Here is an 18748-nt window from a genome sequence, read left to right on the forward strand (position 1 = left end):
ACCTTATTGTATAAAGAACAGTCAAAAGAGCGGCGCGTATTGTAGCCGTTAGGCGGTAAAAGTAAAGGGATTTTCGGCTGTCCGGCAGTGCCGGATGCATGCACGTCACCCTTTGTCTTTAGGTTTTGGTGCAATTCGCGTGCTCATTGCACCCTGGATGACTGCCTCAGAATCGTAGCGCGGGCAGAGCGAAGCGATACCCGCCAGCGGGTTTGCTGAACTGAACTCAGACTTCCGTCTCGCCTTGTGCCTTTACGCCAACCCGGCGAATTTGCTGACCGTCCAGTTCTGCCACTATCCAGCTCATACCGGACCAGAGCAAGGTGTCGCCGACGACCGGTTTTCCGCCCAGTTTTTTCGCAATAAAGTCTGCCAAAGTCACGGCGTCGCCGCAGTCGGATAAATCCAGCGAGTAGAACATGGCCAAATCATCCAGTTTTGCTGCGCCGTCCAACATAAAATCACCAAAAAAATCAAAGTCGAAGTTACGTTGTGGCGTTTCACTGAACATGCGGCCCAGCACCGGCAAATCAGCATCATGACCGATAATACACAGGATATCGCCAGCCAGCAGCCGGGTACTGCCAGACGGGTGCAGTAACAGATTGTCGCGAAACAGTGCCACGATGCGGGTGTTGTCCGGCATATTCAGTTGCTTCAGTTCGCTGCCAATACACCATTTGTCCGGGTTCAGTTTATAGACAAACATTTCCCATTGGCTGGCCAGCTGCACTTCGATGCCAGCACGCGAAATGGGCGATGGCATCGGCGGTACCACCACGTGGGCTTTTTTTGCAAAGAAGCCCAGCGTAGTGCCTTGTAGTAACAGCGATACCAGCACGATAAAAAACGCCACATTAAAAAATAGCTGGGCATTAGGTAGCCCGGCCATCAGCGGGAATACCGCCAGAATCACGGGGACCGCGCCACGCAGACCGACCCAGGAGATAAAAGTGCGCTCACGCAGTGTAAAACTCTTAAACGGCAGCAGGCCGATAAACACCGACAAAGGCCGGGCGAACAAAATCATCCACAGCGACAGCAGCAGCGCCGGCACTGCAATTGGCAGCAACTGACTGGGTGTCAGTAATAAACCCAGTACCAGGAACATGCCGATTTGACTGAGCCAGGCCAGACCGTCGAACATATGCACGATGCCGTGGCGGTTGCGGATTGGCTGATTGCCGAGCACCAGACCACAGACATACACACTTAAAATACCGCTGCCGCCGACTGAACCGGACACGGCATACAGGAACAAACCGCCACTGACGGCCAATAATGGATAGAGGCCATCGGCAATCTGGATTTTGTTAATCAGCTGCAGCAGCACCCAGCCACCGGCGAGGCCGAGCAAAATCCCCACGCCAAATTGCTGAAACAGACTCACTACGACTTTCCAGTCAAAGCTGGTTTGACCGGCTGCCAGCATTGAAATCAGAGTCACCGTCAGGAACATCGCCATCGGGTCGTTACTGCCCGATTCGATTTCAAGCGTGGCGCCAACCCGTTCGTTCAGGCCTTTGCCGTTCAGCAAATTAAACACCACGGCCGCGTCGGTGGAGCCGACAATAGCGCCAATCAGTAAACCTTCCAGTATCGTGAGATCAAACAACCAGGCAGCAGCAAAACCGGTGAGGCCAGCTGTAATCATCACGCCAACTGTCGCCAGCGACAGCGAAGGGCCTAAAGCGACGCGGAAACTTTTAACGTTGGTGCGCATACCACCATCCAGCAGGATCACAGCAAGCGCGAGGTTACCGACCAGATAGGCCATGGAATAATCGTCAAACGCAATACCGCCAGGGCCGTCGATGCCGGCAAACATGCCAACACCAAGAAAGATAACCAATATAGGCACGCCAATCTTACTGGCGACCGAACTCATCATGATGGCGGCAGCAACCAGGACTGCACCCAGCAGGAATAAATGATTGATGGTGGTAGCGTCCAATGCGAGCCTCCCAAGGTTGGCTGTGTAGAGATAACAATAAAAATGCAGGCATTAGATGGTAATTTCAATGATTAATTCACCAATTGATCGAATTAAAAATTAAAACATAATAAATACAATGTCTTGTGGTATGTGTTTTTAAATATATCTATGCATTTACTGCGAGTGATATACCTAAAATATCTTGTTATTGCCTATTTCGTTGTTAAAGTCGGCCAGATGGTACTGTTTCACCAATAATCACGCAGAGATATCAGGTATGCCAGGTATCTTCATCGCAGTTAATCATCAGGATCAAAGATTGCAAATCTGGCGCCTGAATTTTGCTGACACAGCTTTGAGCCTGAGCAAAAAAATGTAGCTGTACTCTGATGGTCAGCTGGGGCAATGACCAGCAGCGCTCAGACGGGTAGATGTGTCTTTCACTATCTATCAGCCACTCCAATCCCAGACTATCGATGATGTGATCAGCATCTGGCAGCAGTGCGTGCGAGTTGACCAGTACATTTTGTAGTGCAACTTCGTCGTTCAGTCGCAACATTTCATCCACCCCTGCATAACAGAATAAAGCGGGATACTGGATCTGTGTCATCGGTTCTGGTCCTGTTGTCTTTGGATAAAAAAACGGCAGCCAAAGCTGCCGTTGTTAAAGGTCGAGACTCAAGCTTAGTGGCGGAAATGCCGCACGCCGGTGAAGACCATCGTCATGCCGTGCTCGTCTGCGGCTGCGATGACTTCTGCATCACGCATCGAGCCGCCAGGCTGGATCACCGCTTTGATGCCAGCCGCAGCGGCAGCATCGATACCATCGCGGAACGGGAAGAAGGCATCAGAGGCCATCACTGAGCCTTTGACTTCCAGATTTTCGTCGGCAGCTTTAATACCAGCGATTTTGGCGCTGTAGACGCGGCTCATCTGGCCGGCACCAACGCCAATGGTCATCGAATCTTTGGCGTACACAATGGCATTGGATTTGACGTATTTGGCCACTTTCCAGCAGAACAGTAAATCACGCAGTTCATCCGCAGTTGGCTGACGTTTAGTCACAACTTTTAAGTCATCCAGGCCTACCATCTTCTGGTCGCGGTCCTGCACTAACACACCGCCGTTGACGCGTTTGATGTCAAAACCAGTGGTTTTGTCTGCCCACTGACCACAAACCAGCAGACGTACATTTGGCTTTTTCGCCACAACTGCTGCGGCTTCTGCGGTTGCAGTTGGCGCGATAATGACTTCAACAAACTGCCGGCTGACAATGGCTTCGGCTGTGGTCGCATCTAACTCGCGGTTAAAAGCGATGATGCCACCAAAAGCTGAGGTCGGATCGGTCTGGTAAGCACGGTTGTATGCGGCCAGAATATCGTCGCCAATCGCCACACCACATGGGTTGGCGTGTTTGACGATAACACAGGCTGGTTCGGCGAATTCTTTCACGCATTCCAGTGCGGCATCAGTGTCGGCGATATTGTTGTACGACAGCTCTTTACCCTGCAGCTGCGTCGCGCTGGCCACCGAAGCTTCCTGAATGTTGTTTTCAACATAAAAAGCAGCGGCCTGATGGCTGTTTTCACCGTAACGCAGATCTTGTTTCTTGGTGAACTGGCTATTGAAGGTGCGCGGGAACTTGCTTGGCGCTGCTTCCGGGGTGTCGTAAGCGCTCAGCATAGTCCCGAAGTAATTGGCGATCATGCCGTCATATTGCGCCGTGTGCTCATAGGCGCTGATGGCCAGACTGAAGCGGGTCGCATGCGTGGTGGCGCCATTGTTGGCGGCCATTTCCGCCAGTACTTTGTTGTAGTCTGCAGCGTTCACCACAATAGTCACATCTTTGTGGTTCTTCGCAGCAGCGCGTACCATAGTCGGGCCGCCGATATCGATGTTCTCGACCGCATCTTCCAGCGTGCAACCGGCTTTGGCCACGGTTTGCGCGAATGGATACAGATTTACTACGACTAAATCGATCGGTTTGATGCTGTGCGTTGTCATCACGCCTTCGTCAGTGCCACGACGGCCTAAGATGCCGCCATGGACTTTTGGATGCAGGGTTTTGACCCGGCCATCCATAATTTCCGGGTGACCGGTGTAATCAGATACTTCAGTGACCGGAATACCGGCATCAGCCAGTAACTTCGCGGTACCACCGGTCGACAGCAGTTCAACGCCCTGTGCATGCAATGCAGTGGCGAATTCCAGGATACCAGTTTTATCAGACACGCTGAGCAGCGCGCGACGGATTGGTAAGTTTGAGCTCATCGTCAGTCTCTTCTGTTAATTAAAAATTTAGGAATGGACAGCCAAGGGTTGCAGAAGAATAGTCGGGGAAACCTGGCTTGTCCTGTCAAAGCTGGTCACAGCAAGAACCAGGCTTTGAGAAACAAAAAAGCACCCGAAGGTGCTTTCTGGCGGGACTCCTCCCGCGGGGGCATTAACTCATGCCGTATTGTTTCAGCTTCTTACGCAGCGTGCCGCGGTTGATGCCCATCAGGTTCGCGGCCCGGGTCTGGTTGCCGCGGGTATATTTCATCACTTCTTCCAGCAGAGGGCGTTCCAGCTCTGACAGGACCAGCTCGTACAGGTCGTTGACGTCCTGACCGTTCAGCTGTTGCAGGTAATTCGCCACCGCTTTTTGTACCGCGTTACTTAAAGGCTGCGGTTTTTCCTGAGTCTGTACATGGGCGTTGGTGATAAATGGCGAAGTCACGTTTTGATTAAACATTGCCTAGTCTCTTTTACGTTAGGTTGCTGCTAGTTGTTCGAAATACAGATTTAAAGCATCGAGTTGCCGGCTGGCAGCCTCAATACCATTAAATTCACTGCGGAACAGTCCCGCGCTGTCTTGTTCGGCCAGATACCACCCGACATGTTTACGGGCGACTCTTGGACCTAACACATCACCATAAAGCTGGTGCAGACCGCGGACATGTTCCAGCAAAATCTCCTTCACTTCCTGCAATGCAGGCGGAGGGAGTTCTTGTCCTGTGGTCAGGTAGTGCACCACTTCCCGGAAAATCCAGGGCCGGCCCTGCGCCGCACGGCCAATCATAATGGCGTCGGCACCGGTATAATCGAGCACAAACCGGGCTTTTTGTACGTTGTCGATATCACCATTGGCAACCACCGGAATAGCCACGGCCCGCTTAATTGCGCGGATAGTGTCGTATTCGGCTTCACCTTTATACATACAGGCTTTGGTACGGCCATGTACCGCCAGTGCCTGAATGCCGTTATCCTCGGCGATCCGTGCGATCTGAACCCCGTTTTTGTGTTCCGGGTCCCAGCCTGTACGGATTTTCAGCGTCACCGGCACATCCACTGCACCGACAACCGCCTGAATAATCTGCTCGACTAAATCCGGGTACTGTAACAGTGCCGAACCCGCCAGCTTCTTATTCACTTTCTTCGCCGGACAACCCATATTGATGTCGATAATCTGGGCGCCATGTTCGACGTTAAATTGGGCAGCTTCCGCCATCTGCTGCGGATCCGCACCTGCAATCTGCACCGAGCGTAAACCCGATTCATCTGCATGCGTCATCCGTTTCAATGACTTTTCGCTTTGCCAGACCAAAGGATTGCTGGACATCATTTCTGATACAGCTAAACCGGCACCAAACCGGCGGCACAGCTCACGAAAAGTGAAATCTGTTACACCAGCCATCGGGGCACAAATCACATTGTTGTCAAGTTGATAAGGACCGATGCGCACCGCTCTATCTCTGGGGTCTACCCTCAAGGGGCGCTAAGTTTACGGATTTTTGCCCACAATGCAAAGGCTAATATTTAAACAAAAATATAAATTTATCGGGGGTTGGCGGGTTGACAATCGCTAAACGGCTGAAAATTGGACTTATCGGTTTTGGGAATGCGGGTTGGCGTGAAGATTTGCCACAGATAATTGTGCTGCTGTGCAAAATGTCACCACAAGCCAGAGACAATAAGTAGTGAATTTGTTGCTCGAGTCCCCGAATAAATGATGTTTGCACGCTATCAAATGGCAGGCCAGCCCGGAAAACTGCTCCTGCGTTTTCCGTGTACCGTCCATCCGTGGCCAGCCCGGAAAACTGCTCCTGCGTTTTCCGCGTACCGTCCATCCTTGGCCAGCCCGGAAAACTGCTCCTGCGTTTTCTGGGTACCGTCCATCCGTGGCCAGCCCGGAAAACTGCTCCTGCGTTTTCCGCGTACCGTCCATCCTTGGCCAGCCCGGAAAACTGCTCCTGCGTTTTCCGCGTACCGTCCATCCTTGGCCAGCCCGGAAAACTGCTCCTGCGTTTTCCGTGTACCGTCCATCCGTGGACATAAAAAAAAGGCACCTGAATATTCAGGTGCCACAGGCGAAAATCCCAGGAACATGGTTTTTGGATTTCAGAGCTGTATGTGCCTGCCGACAGCTCACAAATGTGATAGTATAACATCTCATTCTTGGAATGACAGTCAGATCCGACTGTCTGCGATTAAGTGGTGATATTTCCGGACCAATGACCTCCGCCTTTGTCCCTAAGTTGGCGGATTTAGCTGTCACAGTCCGGCGATGTTTTGTCATGTCATCCCGCTTGTCTGTCATTTCGCTGTCATGCTGGCAGCTGCCGCGCAAAAAAACGCGATTTGAATGTCAGGATGAGTTTTCGTCGGTGTTTCACCGCAAACCACAAAACAGCGACGAAGAGACGTAAAACCGGCGCCAGTTGCCCTATAGCCGGACCAGTGATTTTGCTTAACAGTTAACTATTTGTTATCAGATAAATATCAAACATAAATAACTTCGATGTAAATAAAACTGCAAACTTCCTTCGTAGCATGGCCGCCACTTCGTCAGTGACTGTTATTGCCTGGTCCGGAAACCTGATCAGTCGCCAGTGATAAAGCGGGCTTTATCACGGTTTTATCCAGCCACCAGCAGCACTGACAGATCTTTGATGGAACTCAGACAAGGAAACGGCAATGAAACTGGCGGGCATTTTTTCGGGCATGGGGTCGCAATGGCCACAGATGGCTGTATCCCTGCAATCGCATTTTCCCATTTTTCAGCAGGAACTGGTGACATTGGACCAGCAGGTACAGCAGCAATTTGGCTGGTCAGTATTAAAAGTCATCGCAGATCCGTACAGCAGCATGCTCGCGCAACCCGCGATCGCCAATCCATGCATTTTTGCCGTGCAACTGGCGCTGTTCCGGCAGTTACAGGCGGCAGGCCTGCAGTTTGATATGGTGCTCGGTCACAGTACCGGTGAATTTGCCGCCGCCTGTGCTGCAGGTGTGTTGGAGGTCGGACAGGCGCTGGCGCTGATGCACAGCCACAATCAGCTGATCAGCCGCGCCGCTGCGCAATCTGGTTACGCCATGGCACAACTTTGTATCAGCACCGCGGAAATGGCCGAAGCGCGCAGCCATGCCGCTGAGCTGTGGCAAGGCGTGGTGCTGTCCGCCTGTAACAGCCCGTCCATTCAAATCGTCAGCGGCCCGACAGCACAACTGGAAGCGCTGGTGGCGCAGCAGCAGGCGCAGCAAAAATTCGCCCGGCTGTTAAGCGGTGCTGTGCCGTTTCACAGTCCGTATTTGCCGGAAGGCGACGCGGACATGCCGGCACTGAATGTTGTAAAGGCTCCCGCCCTGCTGCAGTTATATTCCAGTCTGCGCGGCCGTAAACTTGATGCCGACGAGCTGACACCGGATTACTGGCAACAACATATCCGCCAGCCCGTGCAATTTTATCCGGCGGTTCAGGCGATGCTGGCAGACGGCGCTGATACGTTGCTGGAAATCGCGCCGCACCATATTTTGCTGTTTTGTCTGCATGAAATTGTCAAAACATCCGGTCGGGCTATTCAGGTGCTGCCGACGCTAAAACGCGGCGAAGAATGCCGGCTCAGTTTGCAGCAGACTCTGGCGCAGCTGGCGACAGCCCACAACATCGCGGCGCAATCTGCCACGCCGCACCGGCGCACTGAATCCGACCTGCTTGCGCTGATTGTGCAACAACTGCAGCCATTATTACCGGCTGATGTTGCTGCGCCGTTAGATCCACAGCGTGGCTTTTTTCAGCTTGGCTTAACATCGGTACAGGTGATCGGATTTTGTCAGCGCCTGGCGGCGGCATTGCACTGCGAGCCGGATCTGAGCTGGTGCTTTGACCACCCAACACCAGCACAGCTGGCGGCGGCGCTGGCGAATACAGCTTCAACACCACTCTGCAGCGCCGCGGTGCCTGCAGTATCTGTTGACGATGAAATTGCCATTATCGGCCTCGGCTGTCGGTTCCCCGGTGGCGCCAACGACCCGCAGTCATTTTGGCAACAACTGGTGCAGGGGAATTCAGCGATCCGCGAAGTGCCGGCCGAGCGCTGGCAGGCTGATGCTTATTACGCTTCTGATGATCAGCCGGGCAAAAGCCGGTCGAAATGGGCCGGTTTTTTACAGGATTGGGACCCACAACAATTTGACGCGGCGTTATTTGATATTTCACCGGCGGAAGCCCGGGCACTGGATCCGCAGCAGCGGCTGTTGCTGGAAGTTAGTCTGGAAGCGATTCAGCACGCCGGACTGGTACCTGGCCGCACCTTAGCGCGCGACACCGGCGTTTTTATCGGCATCTCCACTGATGACTATAAAGCATCGCAACTCTATAGCAGTGACCTGAACCGGATCGGCACTTATACCGGGTCGGGCTGTATGTACAGCGCGGCGGCGGGGCGTTTGTCGTACTGGTTGGGAGTGCAGGGGCCAAATAAAGCCGTTGATACCGCCTGTTCCTCGTCGCTGGTGGCGCTGCATGATGCCTGTCAGGCCATTCGTCATGGCGAATGCAGCACTGCGTTGGTCGGTGGCGTCAACCTGTTGCTGACACCACATCTGTTTGTCTGTTTTTCTGCGCTCGGTGCTTTATCGCCGGACGGTGTCTGCCGCGCTTTTGCCGACGGCGCCAATGGTTATGTACGCGGCGAAGGCTGTGGCGTGCTGGTACTGAAATCGCGCGCCCAGGCCGAAGCGGACGGCGACCAAATCCTGGCGCTGATTGCGGCAACTGCGGTCAATCAGGATGGCATGTCCAGTAATCTGACAGCCCCCAATGGCGCCGCCCAGCAACAAGTGATCCGCACCGCATTGCAACGCGCCGGTATCAGTGCGGCTCAGGTCGGGTATGTTGAAACGCATGGTACCGGCACGCCGCTGGGTGATCCGATTGAAGCCAAAGCGCTGGGAACTGTGTACGGCCAGGCCGCAGATCGCGATGAGCCTTTATTGATTGGCTCCGGCAAAACCCAGTTTGGTCATCTGGAAGCGGCGGCCGGTATTTTGTCGGTGATTAAATCCACATTAATGTTGTCGCAGCAGCAATTGGTGGCAACCGCTAATTTTGTCCAGCCTAGTCCATTGATTGATTTTACCGGCCTCAGACTGCAGGTGGTGCAGGCCAATGCGTCGCGCGCTGTGCCTTATGCCGCGGTCAGCTCCTTTGGTTTTAGCGGTACCAATGCCCATGTCATCTTAAAAGCAGTGCCACAGCCGGAGATTGCTCAGCCAGTGATTAGTCAGCCGGCCGTTGCGGCGGCCGCTGACCAGCCGCCACATTTATTGACGCTCAGTGCCCGTTCACCGCAAGCGCTGTCGGTTTTGGCGCAGCGTTGGCTGGCAATCACAGAACTGCCGGTTGCCGACTTGTGCCGCGCCAGTTATCTGCAGCGCCCGCATCAGCGTTATCGTTTGGCTATTGTTGCCGCCGACGTTGCCGGCCTCGCACAGCAACTGACTGCGTTTCTGGCAGAGCCGGCAGTCGTACAGGTTCCTGCGCTGAGCCGGCAATTCGCTCCGCTCAGCATTGCAGACGCCGATAGCTACTTGCAGTTGTGGCAGCAAACCGACAGCCTGCCGGCGGATGTGTTATTGCCGTGCTCTGCTGAGCTCCACACCCGCTGGCGCTGCTGTCTGCAACAGGCGGAGCTCTCGGTCAGCCAACATGCGGCCACCCAGGTTGCAGCGACTGAATTATTGCGCGAGCAGCTGGCTTTGTTGTTATGCACCGAAGCCGGCATCGACACGACTTTGTCTGAGGCATCAGTAGTGGCGCCGGAACAGGCTACAGAGTTGCCACTGCCACACTGGCCAGACCGGCAATGGCTGCTGACACAGATCGCGAGCGCTTACCAGCAAGGTGCCGACATCCACTGGCCGGCATTGCAGCGCTGGTTTGGCCCGGCCAAGCCTGGTACGTCAGCGCAGTTGCCACTTTATCCTTATCAGAAAAAGACCTTCTGGCTGGATCCGTTACCACAGCCAGTTGTAACGAACACCGCCAACGCACAGGCTCCGGCACTGATGAATCGCCGGCAGCAACTTTCTGCAGTGCCGGACCTGTGCTGGTACAGTCTGCAGTTTGACCGCTCGCAGCAGTTTCTGGCTCAGCATCTGATTTTTAATACGCCGATTTCGCCCGCCGCTGCACATCTGGCGATGCTGTTGACTGCATTACCGGAACTGGGCTCGTCGCAGCCACTGAGTATCCGCCAGCTCGAACTGCATCAACCGCTGGTGCTGAGCAAAACGCAGCGCTCGGTGCAGCTGACGTTGCAAGGGCCTTTGGTCAATGGCGGCGGCGCACAGCTGGTCGCAGAACTGCGCAGCAGCGATGAAACCGCGTCGCCGGCGGCAGATTGGCTGCTGCATGCCCGCGCCGAGATTGTTGCGACGCCGGACAGCCTGTATCAGCTACAACAACGGCGGCTGCAGCAAGTATGGCCGCAGCAGGCAATCGCCGTGGCGGCCGCAGCAACAGCAGCCGCGCCCTGGTACCAGCATCTGACCGGGCTGGGTTATCAGCTTGGCACTGGTTATCAGCGCATTCAGCAGATTTGGCACAGCGGACCGCACCAAGCCTGGTGCAGGGTCGAAGCGCTGGCAGAGCAGGATAACGCCGGGGCCATCGTCGCGCCTGGGCTGATGGATTCATTGCTGCAGACGCTGATTTGTTCAGTGCCGGATCTGATCGCGCAGATGCAGCAAGGCGGCTGGATTTACATTCCGTTCAGCATCGGCGAAGTCACGCAGTTTGCTGCGCTGGATCAACCTTATTACTGGTGTTTCAGCGAAAGTCAGGCGCAGGGCACTTTGCTGACCGGCCGGGTGCTGGTGTTTGGTGCAGATGGGCAACTGAAGCTGCTGGCGGATGAATTTGCGGTCAAACAAACCGACCAGCAGGCATTACTCGGGAAATTCAGGCCGGTTGCCACACCGTTGTGCTGGCGCACCGAATGGCAGGCTGTGGCTGAAACTTCGCAGCTCAACGCGGCGCAGGCCACGGCGAATTTGTGTTACAGCGTCGCGCCAGAAGGCGTGTTGCCGCAAAGCTGGCAGGACGTGTTAAGTCATTTTCAACGGGCGGAAGTCCTGTTCCAACATGCTGATAAGCAAGTGCTGATCCTGCCTGCGCTGGAATTTCCCCCACATTGTGCGGATGGCCAGTCGGCCGCTGCGCTGGAGCGGCAAACCGAATGGCTGCGTCAGCAGATCCCGGCACTGCTGGCCACGGGGCAACAGCTGCAGCTGGTGCTGCAAACTAACACTGAACATAGCAGGTTGCAGGGGGCGGCCGACACTGCGCACAGCGGGGCGATCTGCGCCTTGCAACAAGTTCTGCGGCTGGAATATCCGGGCCAAATAGCCGATCTGCTGATATTGCCGGTGGATTGCCAGCCAGCCGTGTTGCAGCAGGCGCTCAGTACTTTTGATGCGACACCACAAGGTCAGATCAGACGTTATCAGCGCGTCGACGGTGTGGGTCAATGGTTGCAACCCCAGTTGTTGCCGGCCGACGCTGTGCGGGACGGTAGCGCCTCAAGTGAGTTTGCGCCGGACGGCGCCAGATTAAACGGCACCGCGCTAAACGGTACCCCACTAGACGGCACGGTGCTGCTGACCGGCGGTCAGAGTGCACTGGGTGCTGTCGTGTTGCCGCAGCTGTTCGCGATGGGGGCCACTGCGGTGGTGATCTGCAGCCGGCGCGCCGAACCGGCTGATTTTGCCGACTGGTTGGCGGCCATTTTACCGGATCCTTTGCTGCAACAGCGGGTGCACTGGTCCCACGCCGATGTCTGTGATGCCACCGCGCTGGCGAATTGCCTGCAGTGGATCAGCACAACATTGCCGCCGTTACAGGCGGTCTGGCACTGCGCCGGCCAACTGGCCGATGTCAGTCTGGCGCGGATGAGTGCGGCGCAGCTGGCAGACGTGCTGGCACCTAAAGTGCGCGGCAGTCTGAATCTGCACCAGCTTAGTCTGGGCTTGCCGCTGCGTCAGTTTGTACTGTTCAGTTCAGTTGCAGCTGTGTTTGGTAATTTTGGTCAGGCGAATTACGCCATCGCCAATGGTTTTATGAATGGTCTGGCGCAGCTGCGCGCAGCGCAGGGCCTGCCCGGTGTTGCGCTCTGTTTTGGTCCCTGGCAAAGCAGCACAGCACAAGGCGGCATGGCACAGGCACAATCTAACAAGATCAGCGCGCAAGGCTATCAATGGCTGACGCCGGAATTGTTACAGCCATATTGGGCCAGGTTGGCCAATACATCCGGTCAGCTGGTGCTGGCACAGGCCGACTGGCCGGTGCTGGCAGGTGCATTACAACAGCCGGCGCTGCTGCAATCGCTGTTGCACTCGCAGCAAAACCTGCCAGCTACCAACCCAACTCCTGGCGCAGCCAATTGCAGCGTCGATATCAGCTATTGGCGTCAGTTGCCGCGGCCACAAGCCGAACTGGCGCTGCAGGACTGGCTTTGCGCCCAGGTGGAGGCCATCACCGGTCTTCACGTCAATTTTGAGCAGTCACTGATGGCGCAGGGGGTTGATTCACTGGCGGCGGTGACGATCCGAAGTACGCTCAACCAGCAACTGGCGCTGCGTCTGCCGGTCAGCCTGCTGTTTAACTTTCCAACAATCCCCTTACTTGCCGGCGAATTATGCCAGCAGCTGTTCGGCGCTGTAACGGCCACAGCAACAACAAACTCAACCGCAGCCGAAGCGGCCACTAGCCAATCATTTAATTACCTGGAAGACCTGTCGGAAGCAGAGCTCAATGCGCTGATCCTGCAGGAATTCAGTGCTGTTTAACCCGATGGAGACGGAGTACCTATGAGCGAACACAACCAGACCCGGCCTGAAACCAACACTTCAGCTGAGGCGATGAAAAAACTTTTTGTTGAATATAAAAAAGCTCAGGACAAGTTGCAGCAGTTGCAGCAACAACGCACTGAACCGCTGGCGATCATCGGTGCCAGCTGCCGCTTTCCGGGCGGTGCCAATGACCTGCAGCAATTCTGGCAGGTGTTGGCGGACGGCATTAATACCATCACACCGGTGGACCCGGCGCGCTGGGATGCCGGGCATTATTATGCCGCGGAGCAAAAAGCGCCCGGCAAAATGTACACGACCCATGGCGGTTATTTGCAGCTGGCGCTGGACCAGTTTGACCATCAGTTTTTTGCCGTATCGCCCAAAGAAGCCAAAGCGCTGGATCCACAACAACGGCTGTTATTAGAAGTGGCGTGGGAAGCGATGGAAGTAGCGGCACTGGACCCGCAGCAGCTGAAAGGTTCTGCCACCAGCGTGTTTATTGGCATGTCGAGCGATGATTATGCGCACGCCCATTTAAAATCCGGCGATCCGGCCTCTATCGACGCGTACAGCATGACCGGCGCCACCCACAGCACGGCGGCCGGCCGCTTGTCGTACACCTTTGGTTTTGAAGGCCCGGCGGTCACAGTCGATACCGCCTGTTCATCCTCTAATGTGGCCTTGCATCTGGCCTGTCAGAGTTTGCGCAGCGGCGAGTCGGACTTAGCGCTGGTCGGCGGTGTGAACCTCATCCTGACGCCGCTGGCCCATATCGCATTTACCAAACTACAGGCGATTTCGCCACACGGCATGGTGCGGACTTTTGACGCTGACGCCAGTGGTTATGTCCGCGCCGAAGGCTGTGGTCTGGTCGTGGTGAAACGGCTGTCGGACGCGCTGCGCGATGGCGACCCGATCATGGCGCTGGTGCGCGGTACTGCGGTGAATCAGGATGGCCGCAGCAATGGCTTCACTGCGCCGAGTGGCCTTGCCCAGCAAAAAGTTATCCGCCAAGCCTTGCAAAATGCCGGCTTGCAGCCGCTTGATGTCGATTATGTCGAAGCACACGGCACCGGTACGCCGCTTGGCGATCCGATTGAAGTCGAAGCGCTGCAAACGGTGTACGGCGCCGGCCGGCCAGCGACACAGCCGCTGAAACTCGGTTCGGTCAAAACCAATCTGGGTCATCTGGAACCGGCGGCGGCTATTTCCGGGCTGATTAAATTATTGTTGTCGCTGTCGCACCGCCAGTTACCGGCCAGTCTGAATTTTGCTACGCCGAATCCGCATATTCAGTGGCAGGGGGCGCCGGTGCAGGTGGTCGACCGGCTGCAGGACTGGCAGGTTGGTGGTGATGCGGACAATGACGGTGTACGCCGGGCTGGTTTAAGTTCTTTTGGTTTTAGCGGTACCAACAGTCATGTCATTGTCGAAGAGGCGCCGAAGGTCGATCGTCAGCTGCACAGCAGCCGCGCGCAATTATTGATCTTAAGTGGCCGTCAGCTCAGTGCATTGCAGCAACAGGCCGAGCGTTTCGCCGATTTCCTGCAGCTGCACAGCGTGGAACTGGCCGATCTGGCTTTCACCTCAGCCTGTGGCCGCAGTTTATTTCAGGAACGTCTGGCGCTGGTGGTCAGCGATAAAGACAGTGCTATCAGCGCGTTACGCCAAATTGCCGATGGCCAGCTGCAGGGGCCAGATCGGGCCCGTCTGAGTAGTCACGACCATAAACCACAGTCGCTGGCGCTGCTGTTTACCGGTCAGGGCTCCCAATATGTTGGCATGGCGCTGCAGTTGTATCAGCAGTTGCCGGTATTCCGCCAGGCGCTGGACGAAGTGCTGGCGCTGTTTGCTGCCGAGTTGCCATTGCCGCTGCAGGATGTGTTATGGCCGGAGCAACCTTCGGAGCTGATTAATGACACAGCGTACGCCCAGCCGGCGATTTTTGCCGTGCAATATGCCCTGGCGCAGCAATGGCTGGCCGACGGCGTGGCGCCGCAGTATGTCGCTGGTCACAGTATTGGTGAATATGCCGCGGCAGTGGTCGCCGGTGTGTTCAGTCTCGCCGATGCGGTGCGGCTGGTGGCCGCGCGCGGCCGGCTGATGCAGCAGGCACCGGGCGCTGGCGGTATGACGGCGGTATTTGCCGCGCGCCCTGCGGTCGATAGTTTGCTGCTCGGCTACCGGGGGCAGCTGTCGGTGGCGGCGGTGAATGCCACTGATGTGACGGTGGTTTCCGGTGCGCTGGATGCGATGGCGCAGTTTATCGCTGATTGTCAGGCACAGGAGCTGGAAATCCGGCCTTTGGTGGTGTCGCACGGTTTCCACTCGCCGCTGATGGAGCCGGTGCTGGCAGACTTCGCCGCGGTGGCTGCGACTGTGCAATATCATGAACCTAAATTGACTTTTGTCAGCGCACTGACCGGCCAGCCGGAGAAAAAAGCGCTGACCCGGCCGGACTATTGGGTCGCCCATGTGCGCGAAGCGGTGTTGTTCCTGCCGGTGCTGCAATACCTGCAACAGCAGCAGGTACAAGTGCTGCTGGAAGTGGGTACCACAGATACGCTGACAGGCCTCGCGCGCCGGCTGTTGCAAAGCCAGTCTGCGGCCTCAGTTCCAGCACCGGCATTGCTCGCCAGTCAGAAACGCGACCAGCCGGGTCTGCAGACTTATCTGCTGGCCTTAGGTCAGTTGCAGTTGCGTCAGCCAATGGCGGGGGTGGCCGCGTTTTATCAGCAACAACAGGCGCGGCGTATCGCCATTCCGACTTATCCGTTCCAGCGCGAATCACACTGGATGCCGCTGCGGTATGATCTTTTACAACCTGGGATTTCACAAGCGGCACTAAGTCAGTCAGGCAGCAATGCCGTCAGTCAGCTCAGCGTCAACACACAACATGCGCTGTTAGGGCAGCGCCTCGAGACGCCAGCTCTGGGTGGTCAGATTGTTTATGGTCGCGAATATAGCGCCAACACACCGTATTTTATGGCAGAGCATATTGTCTATGACACGCCGATCTCACCGGCCGCAGCCCATGTGTCATTGTTGTTATCTGCCGCGCGCGACGTGCTAAAGCAAGATGTCGCCGTATTGGAACAGATTGATTTCCTGGCACCATTAATTGCAAGGGACGGCGAGTGCCGTGCCGGGCAGGTGATCCTGACACCTGAGCAGAGCGGGCAATATCAGTTTGAACTGGTCAGTCGGGACGCTTTACAGGCCGGCAGCGAGTTTACCCGGCACTGCAGTGGCCGCGTGCAAATAAGCCAGACAGAGAGTAGCCGGACAGACAGTGGCGGCCACATTCAACCAGGGCCACTGGATCTGGCTGCGTTACGCCAGCAGTTCAACAGCGAAGTGGATGTCAGTGCTTTTAATCAGTTTTTCGAAGGTCTTGGTTTTAAACTTGGCGATGGCTTTCGCCGCATCCAGCAAGTGTGGAAAGGCCACAACGAAGGCTTGTCACGCCTGACATTAAAAGCTGATGTGCCGGATCGCGACATCTATCTGGTATATCCGGGCTTAATCGACTCGTTGTTTCACACCTCTTTACCGGTCTCAGCACTGGATTTTAACCAGTTACAGCAGGACCGCCGGGCTTTTATTCCAATTTCAGTCGGGCGGGTCTGCCTGTATGCCAGCAATATTCCAGCCGAGGTCTGGGCTTATACCCGCGATTATGATGTGCGCCAGGGCTCCGATGTAATGACCAGCGATATCACGGTCTGCGCCGCCGATGGCACTGTGCTGTTGACCATTGAAGGCATCACCGCTAAGCGCAGCGCGGAATCGGTGCTGCTGCGTAACCTGCAGGTGAACACTGCACCTTTGTTGTATCAGCAGGAGTGGCAGGCGGTTGCATTACCGCAGGCGCACACTCAGGCACAGCATTATCTGCTGCTGGCCGACCGCAATGGTGTAGCCACCCGGCTTGCTGAGCAGTTAAGTGCAGAGGGCCATCAGATCAGCCTGATCTGGTCGACGGTCAGTGAGTCGCAGGTCGCCCAGGCGGCGATGCCGGCGCTGCATCATCTGCATTTGGACCTGAGCCAGGCCGCTGAACTGCCGGCTTTGTGGCAACACTGTCTGACATCAGGTGCCAGTGCCACAGCGCCGGCGCAGCTGGTGTATGCCGCGGCGCTGGATTTACAGCCGCACAATGCCGAGTTTCAGCAAGATCTGAGCAGCCACTATCAGACGCTGCTGACGCTGGTGCAACAGATAGCCCTGACCGGCCAGCCGCTGCAACTGTGGTTGCTGCTCGACAGCACTGCCGAAGCGGCACTGGCACAATCGGCGCTGCTTGGCCTGGCTCAGGTGATTGCGCTGGAACATGCAGACTTGTGGCGCGGCACCGTGATAACAACAGGGCTGACATCTGCAGAATCCGGTCTTACCGCCGGCGATATCACGGCGTTAAGCCAGTTGTTACAGGCGGATGCGGCAACGACGGCCCATGAACCTTTGTGGCAGCTGCAACACGAACAAGCGGCAGTGGCAAGGCTGGAACGTTTACGTCTGCCGGCACTGGCGGCGTACACGCCTGAACCAAACCGGACTTATCTGATTAGCGGTGGCCTCGGGGCGCTTGGCCGGCAAGTTGCTGCATCATTGTTGCAACGCGGCGCGCGCAAGCTGGTACTGACCGGCCGCAAAGCAGCGGATAAAGAGACGCAACAATGGCTACAGCAGTTATCTGGGACTGGCGACAACCCGGCCGAAGTGCATTATCAGACGCTGGATATGGCAGATGCCGCCGCAGTCGCGGCGCTTATCGGCGAACTGCCGGATCTGGCCGGGGTGTTCCACTGCGCCGGCGTGCTGGACGATGGGCTGATCGCCGATCAGAACGCGGGCCGTTTTGCGGCGGTGTTTGCCGGTAAAGCGCTGGGCGCCTGGCACTTGCATCAGGCGACGCAGCATCTCGCACTGGACTGTTTTGTGCTGTTCAGCTCAGTCACAGCATTGTTTGGCAGCCCGGGCCAGAGTAACTATGTCGCTGCGAATCAGTTCCTCAATGCTTTGGCGTCGCTGCGCCGGCAGCAGGGACTGGCCGCGACATCGGTGAACTGGGGCCCTTGGCTCGATGGCGGTATGGCCAGTGATGATGCCAGACGCGGCGACCGCTTGGCCGCCCGTGGTATTCACAGCCTGAGCCCGGCGCAGGCGATGGCCGCCTTATGGCAGCTACTAAGTCATACCGTTGCGGCGCCAGCCGTGGTGGAGATGGACTGGGCACGACATCAGGACTATGCCGCACCGGCGCAGCGTTTGGGTTTATTCAGCAGTTTGCTGCCACAGCAACAGACTGTTGCGGCGGCGGCGGGTCACAACGCTGCACCGGCCTGGCTGCAGTTGTTGCAGCAAGCCGAACCATCACAACGACTGCCGTTGTTGTTGCAGCAGATGACCACTATTACCGCCAAAGTGTTGGGCTACAGCCCGCAGCAAAGCCTGGATCCGGACCTGCCGTTGATGGATCTCGGTGCGGATTCGCTGATGATGGTCGAAGCGCGCAGTCAGCTGGCGAGTGCTTATCAGGTGAAGTTACCAGCGTCGTTTTTCTTTAATTATCCAAGCTTACGCAAAGCCGCCGACTATTTGCTGCAGCAGGCCTTGCCGGAATTGCTGCCGAAAACCGTGGTTGCTGACAGCAGCGCGGACGTGCTGGCGGATATCGCCGCGTTGCTGGATTAAGCG

Annotated in this window: 7 protein-coding genes; 2 read left to right on the top strand and 5 right to left on the bottom strand. The window is 56.2% G+C overall.

What is annotated here, in order from left to right:
• Nucleotides 1–226 precede the first annotated feature (226 nt).
• From ATY27_RS09590 to dusB, 5 genes are all read right to left on the bottom strand, one after another.
• Nucleotides 227–1954, bottom strand: a complete 1728-nt coding sequence (locus ATY27_RS09590) for a potassium/proton antiporter (RefSeq protein ID WP_208933298.1) — start codon at nucleotides 1952–1954, stop codon at nucleotides 227–229.
• Between the two features lie 253 nt (nucleotides 1955–2207).
• On the bottom strand, nucleotides 2208–2546 hold the full coding sequence (locus ATY27_RS09595; RefSeq protein WP_208933299.1) for a DUF4144 family protein: 339 nt from the start codon (nucleotides 2544–2546) through the stop codon (nucleotides 2208–2210).
• Between the two features lie 74 nt (nucleotides 2547–2620).
• Nucleotides 2621–4207, bottom strand: a complete 1587-nt coding sequence (purH, locus tag ATY27_RS09600; protein WP_208933300.1) for a bifunctional phosphoribosylaminoimidazolecarboxamide formyltransferase/IMP cyclohydrolase — start codon at nucleotides 4205–4207, stop codon at nucleotides 2621–2623.
• Nucleotides 4208–4379: 172 nt separating this feature from the next.
• Nucleotides 4380–4670 (bottom strand): DNA-binding transcriptional regulator Fis, encoded by a 291-nt coding sequence (fis, locus tag ATY27_RS09605; RefSeq protein WP_031568655.1) that lies wholly within the window; start codon nucleotides 4668–4670, stop codon nucleotides 4380–4382.
• Between the two features lie 18 nt (nucleotides 4671–4688).
• Nucleotides 4689–5660 (bottom strand): tRNA dihydrouridine synthase DusB, encoded by a 972-nt coding sequence (dusB, locus tag ATY27_RS09610; RefSeq protein WP_208933301.1) that lies wholly within the window; start codon nucleotides 5658–5660, stop codon nucleotides 4689–4691.
• Nucleotides 5661–6892: 1232 nt separating this feature from the next.
• On the opposite strand from dusB, the gene ATY27_RS09615 reads away from it, so the two are divergent.
• Entirely contained in the window at nucleotides 6893–13045 is a 6153-nt protein-coding gene (locus ATY27_RS09615; protein ID WP_208933302.1) for a type I polyketide synthase, read from the top strand.
• A gap of 21 nt (nucleotides 13046–13066) precedes the next feature.
• Nucleotides 13067–18745: a type I polyketide synthase gene (locus ATY27_RS09620; protein ID WP_208933303.1), complete on the top strand. Its 5679-nt coding sequence runs from the start codon at nucleotides 13067–13069 to the stop codon at nucleotides 18743–18745.
• Nucleotides 18746–18748: the final 3 nt, after the last annotated feature.

The organism is Rheinheimera sp. F8, from assembly GCF_001518915.1.

Coding starts and splice junctions, on each gene's coding strand:
- ATY27_RS09595 (WP_208933299.1), bottom strand. CDS start 2,546: ATGACACAGATCCAGTATCCCGCTTTATTCTGTTATGCAGGGGTGGAT.
- purH (WP_208933300.1), bottom strand. CDS start 4,207: ATGAGCTCAAACTTACCAATCCGTCGCGCGCTGCTCAGCGTGTCTGAT.
- fis (WP_031568655.1), bottom strand. CDS start 4,670: ATGTTTAATCAAAACGTGACTTCGCCATTTATCACCAACGCCCATGTA.
- ATY27_RS09615 (WP_208933302.1), top strand. CDS start 6,893: ATGAAACTGGCGGGCATTTTTTCGGGCATGGGGTCGCAATGGCCACAG.
- ATY27_RS09620 (WP_208933303.1), top strand. CDS start 13,067: ATGAGCGAACACAACCAGACCCGGCCTGAAACCAACACTTCAGCTGAG.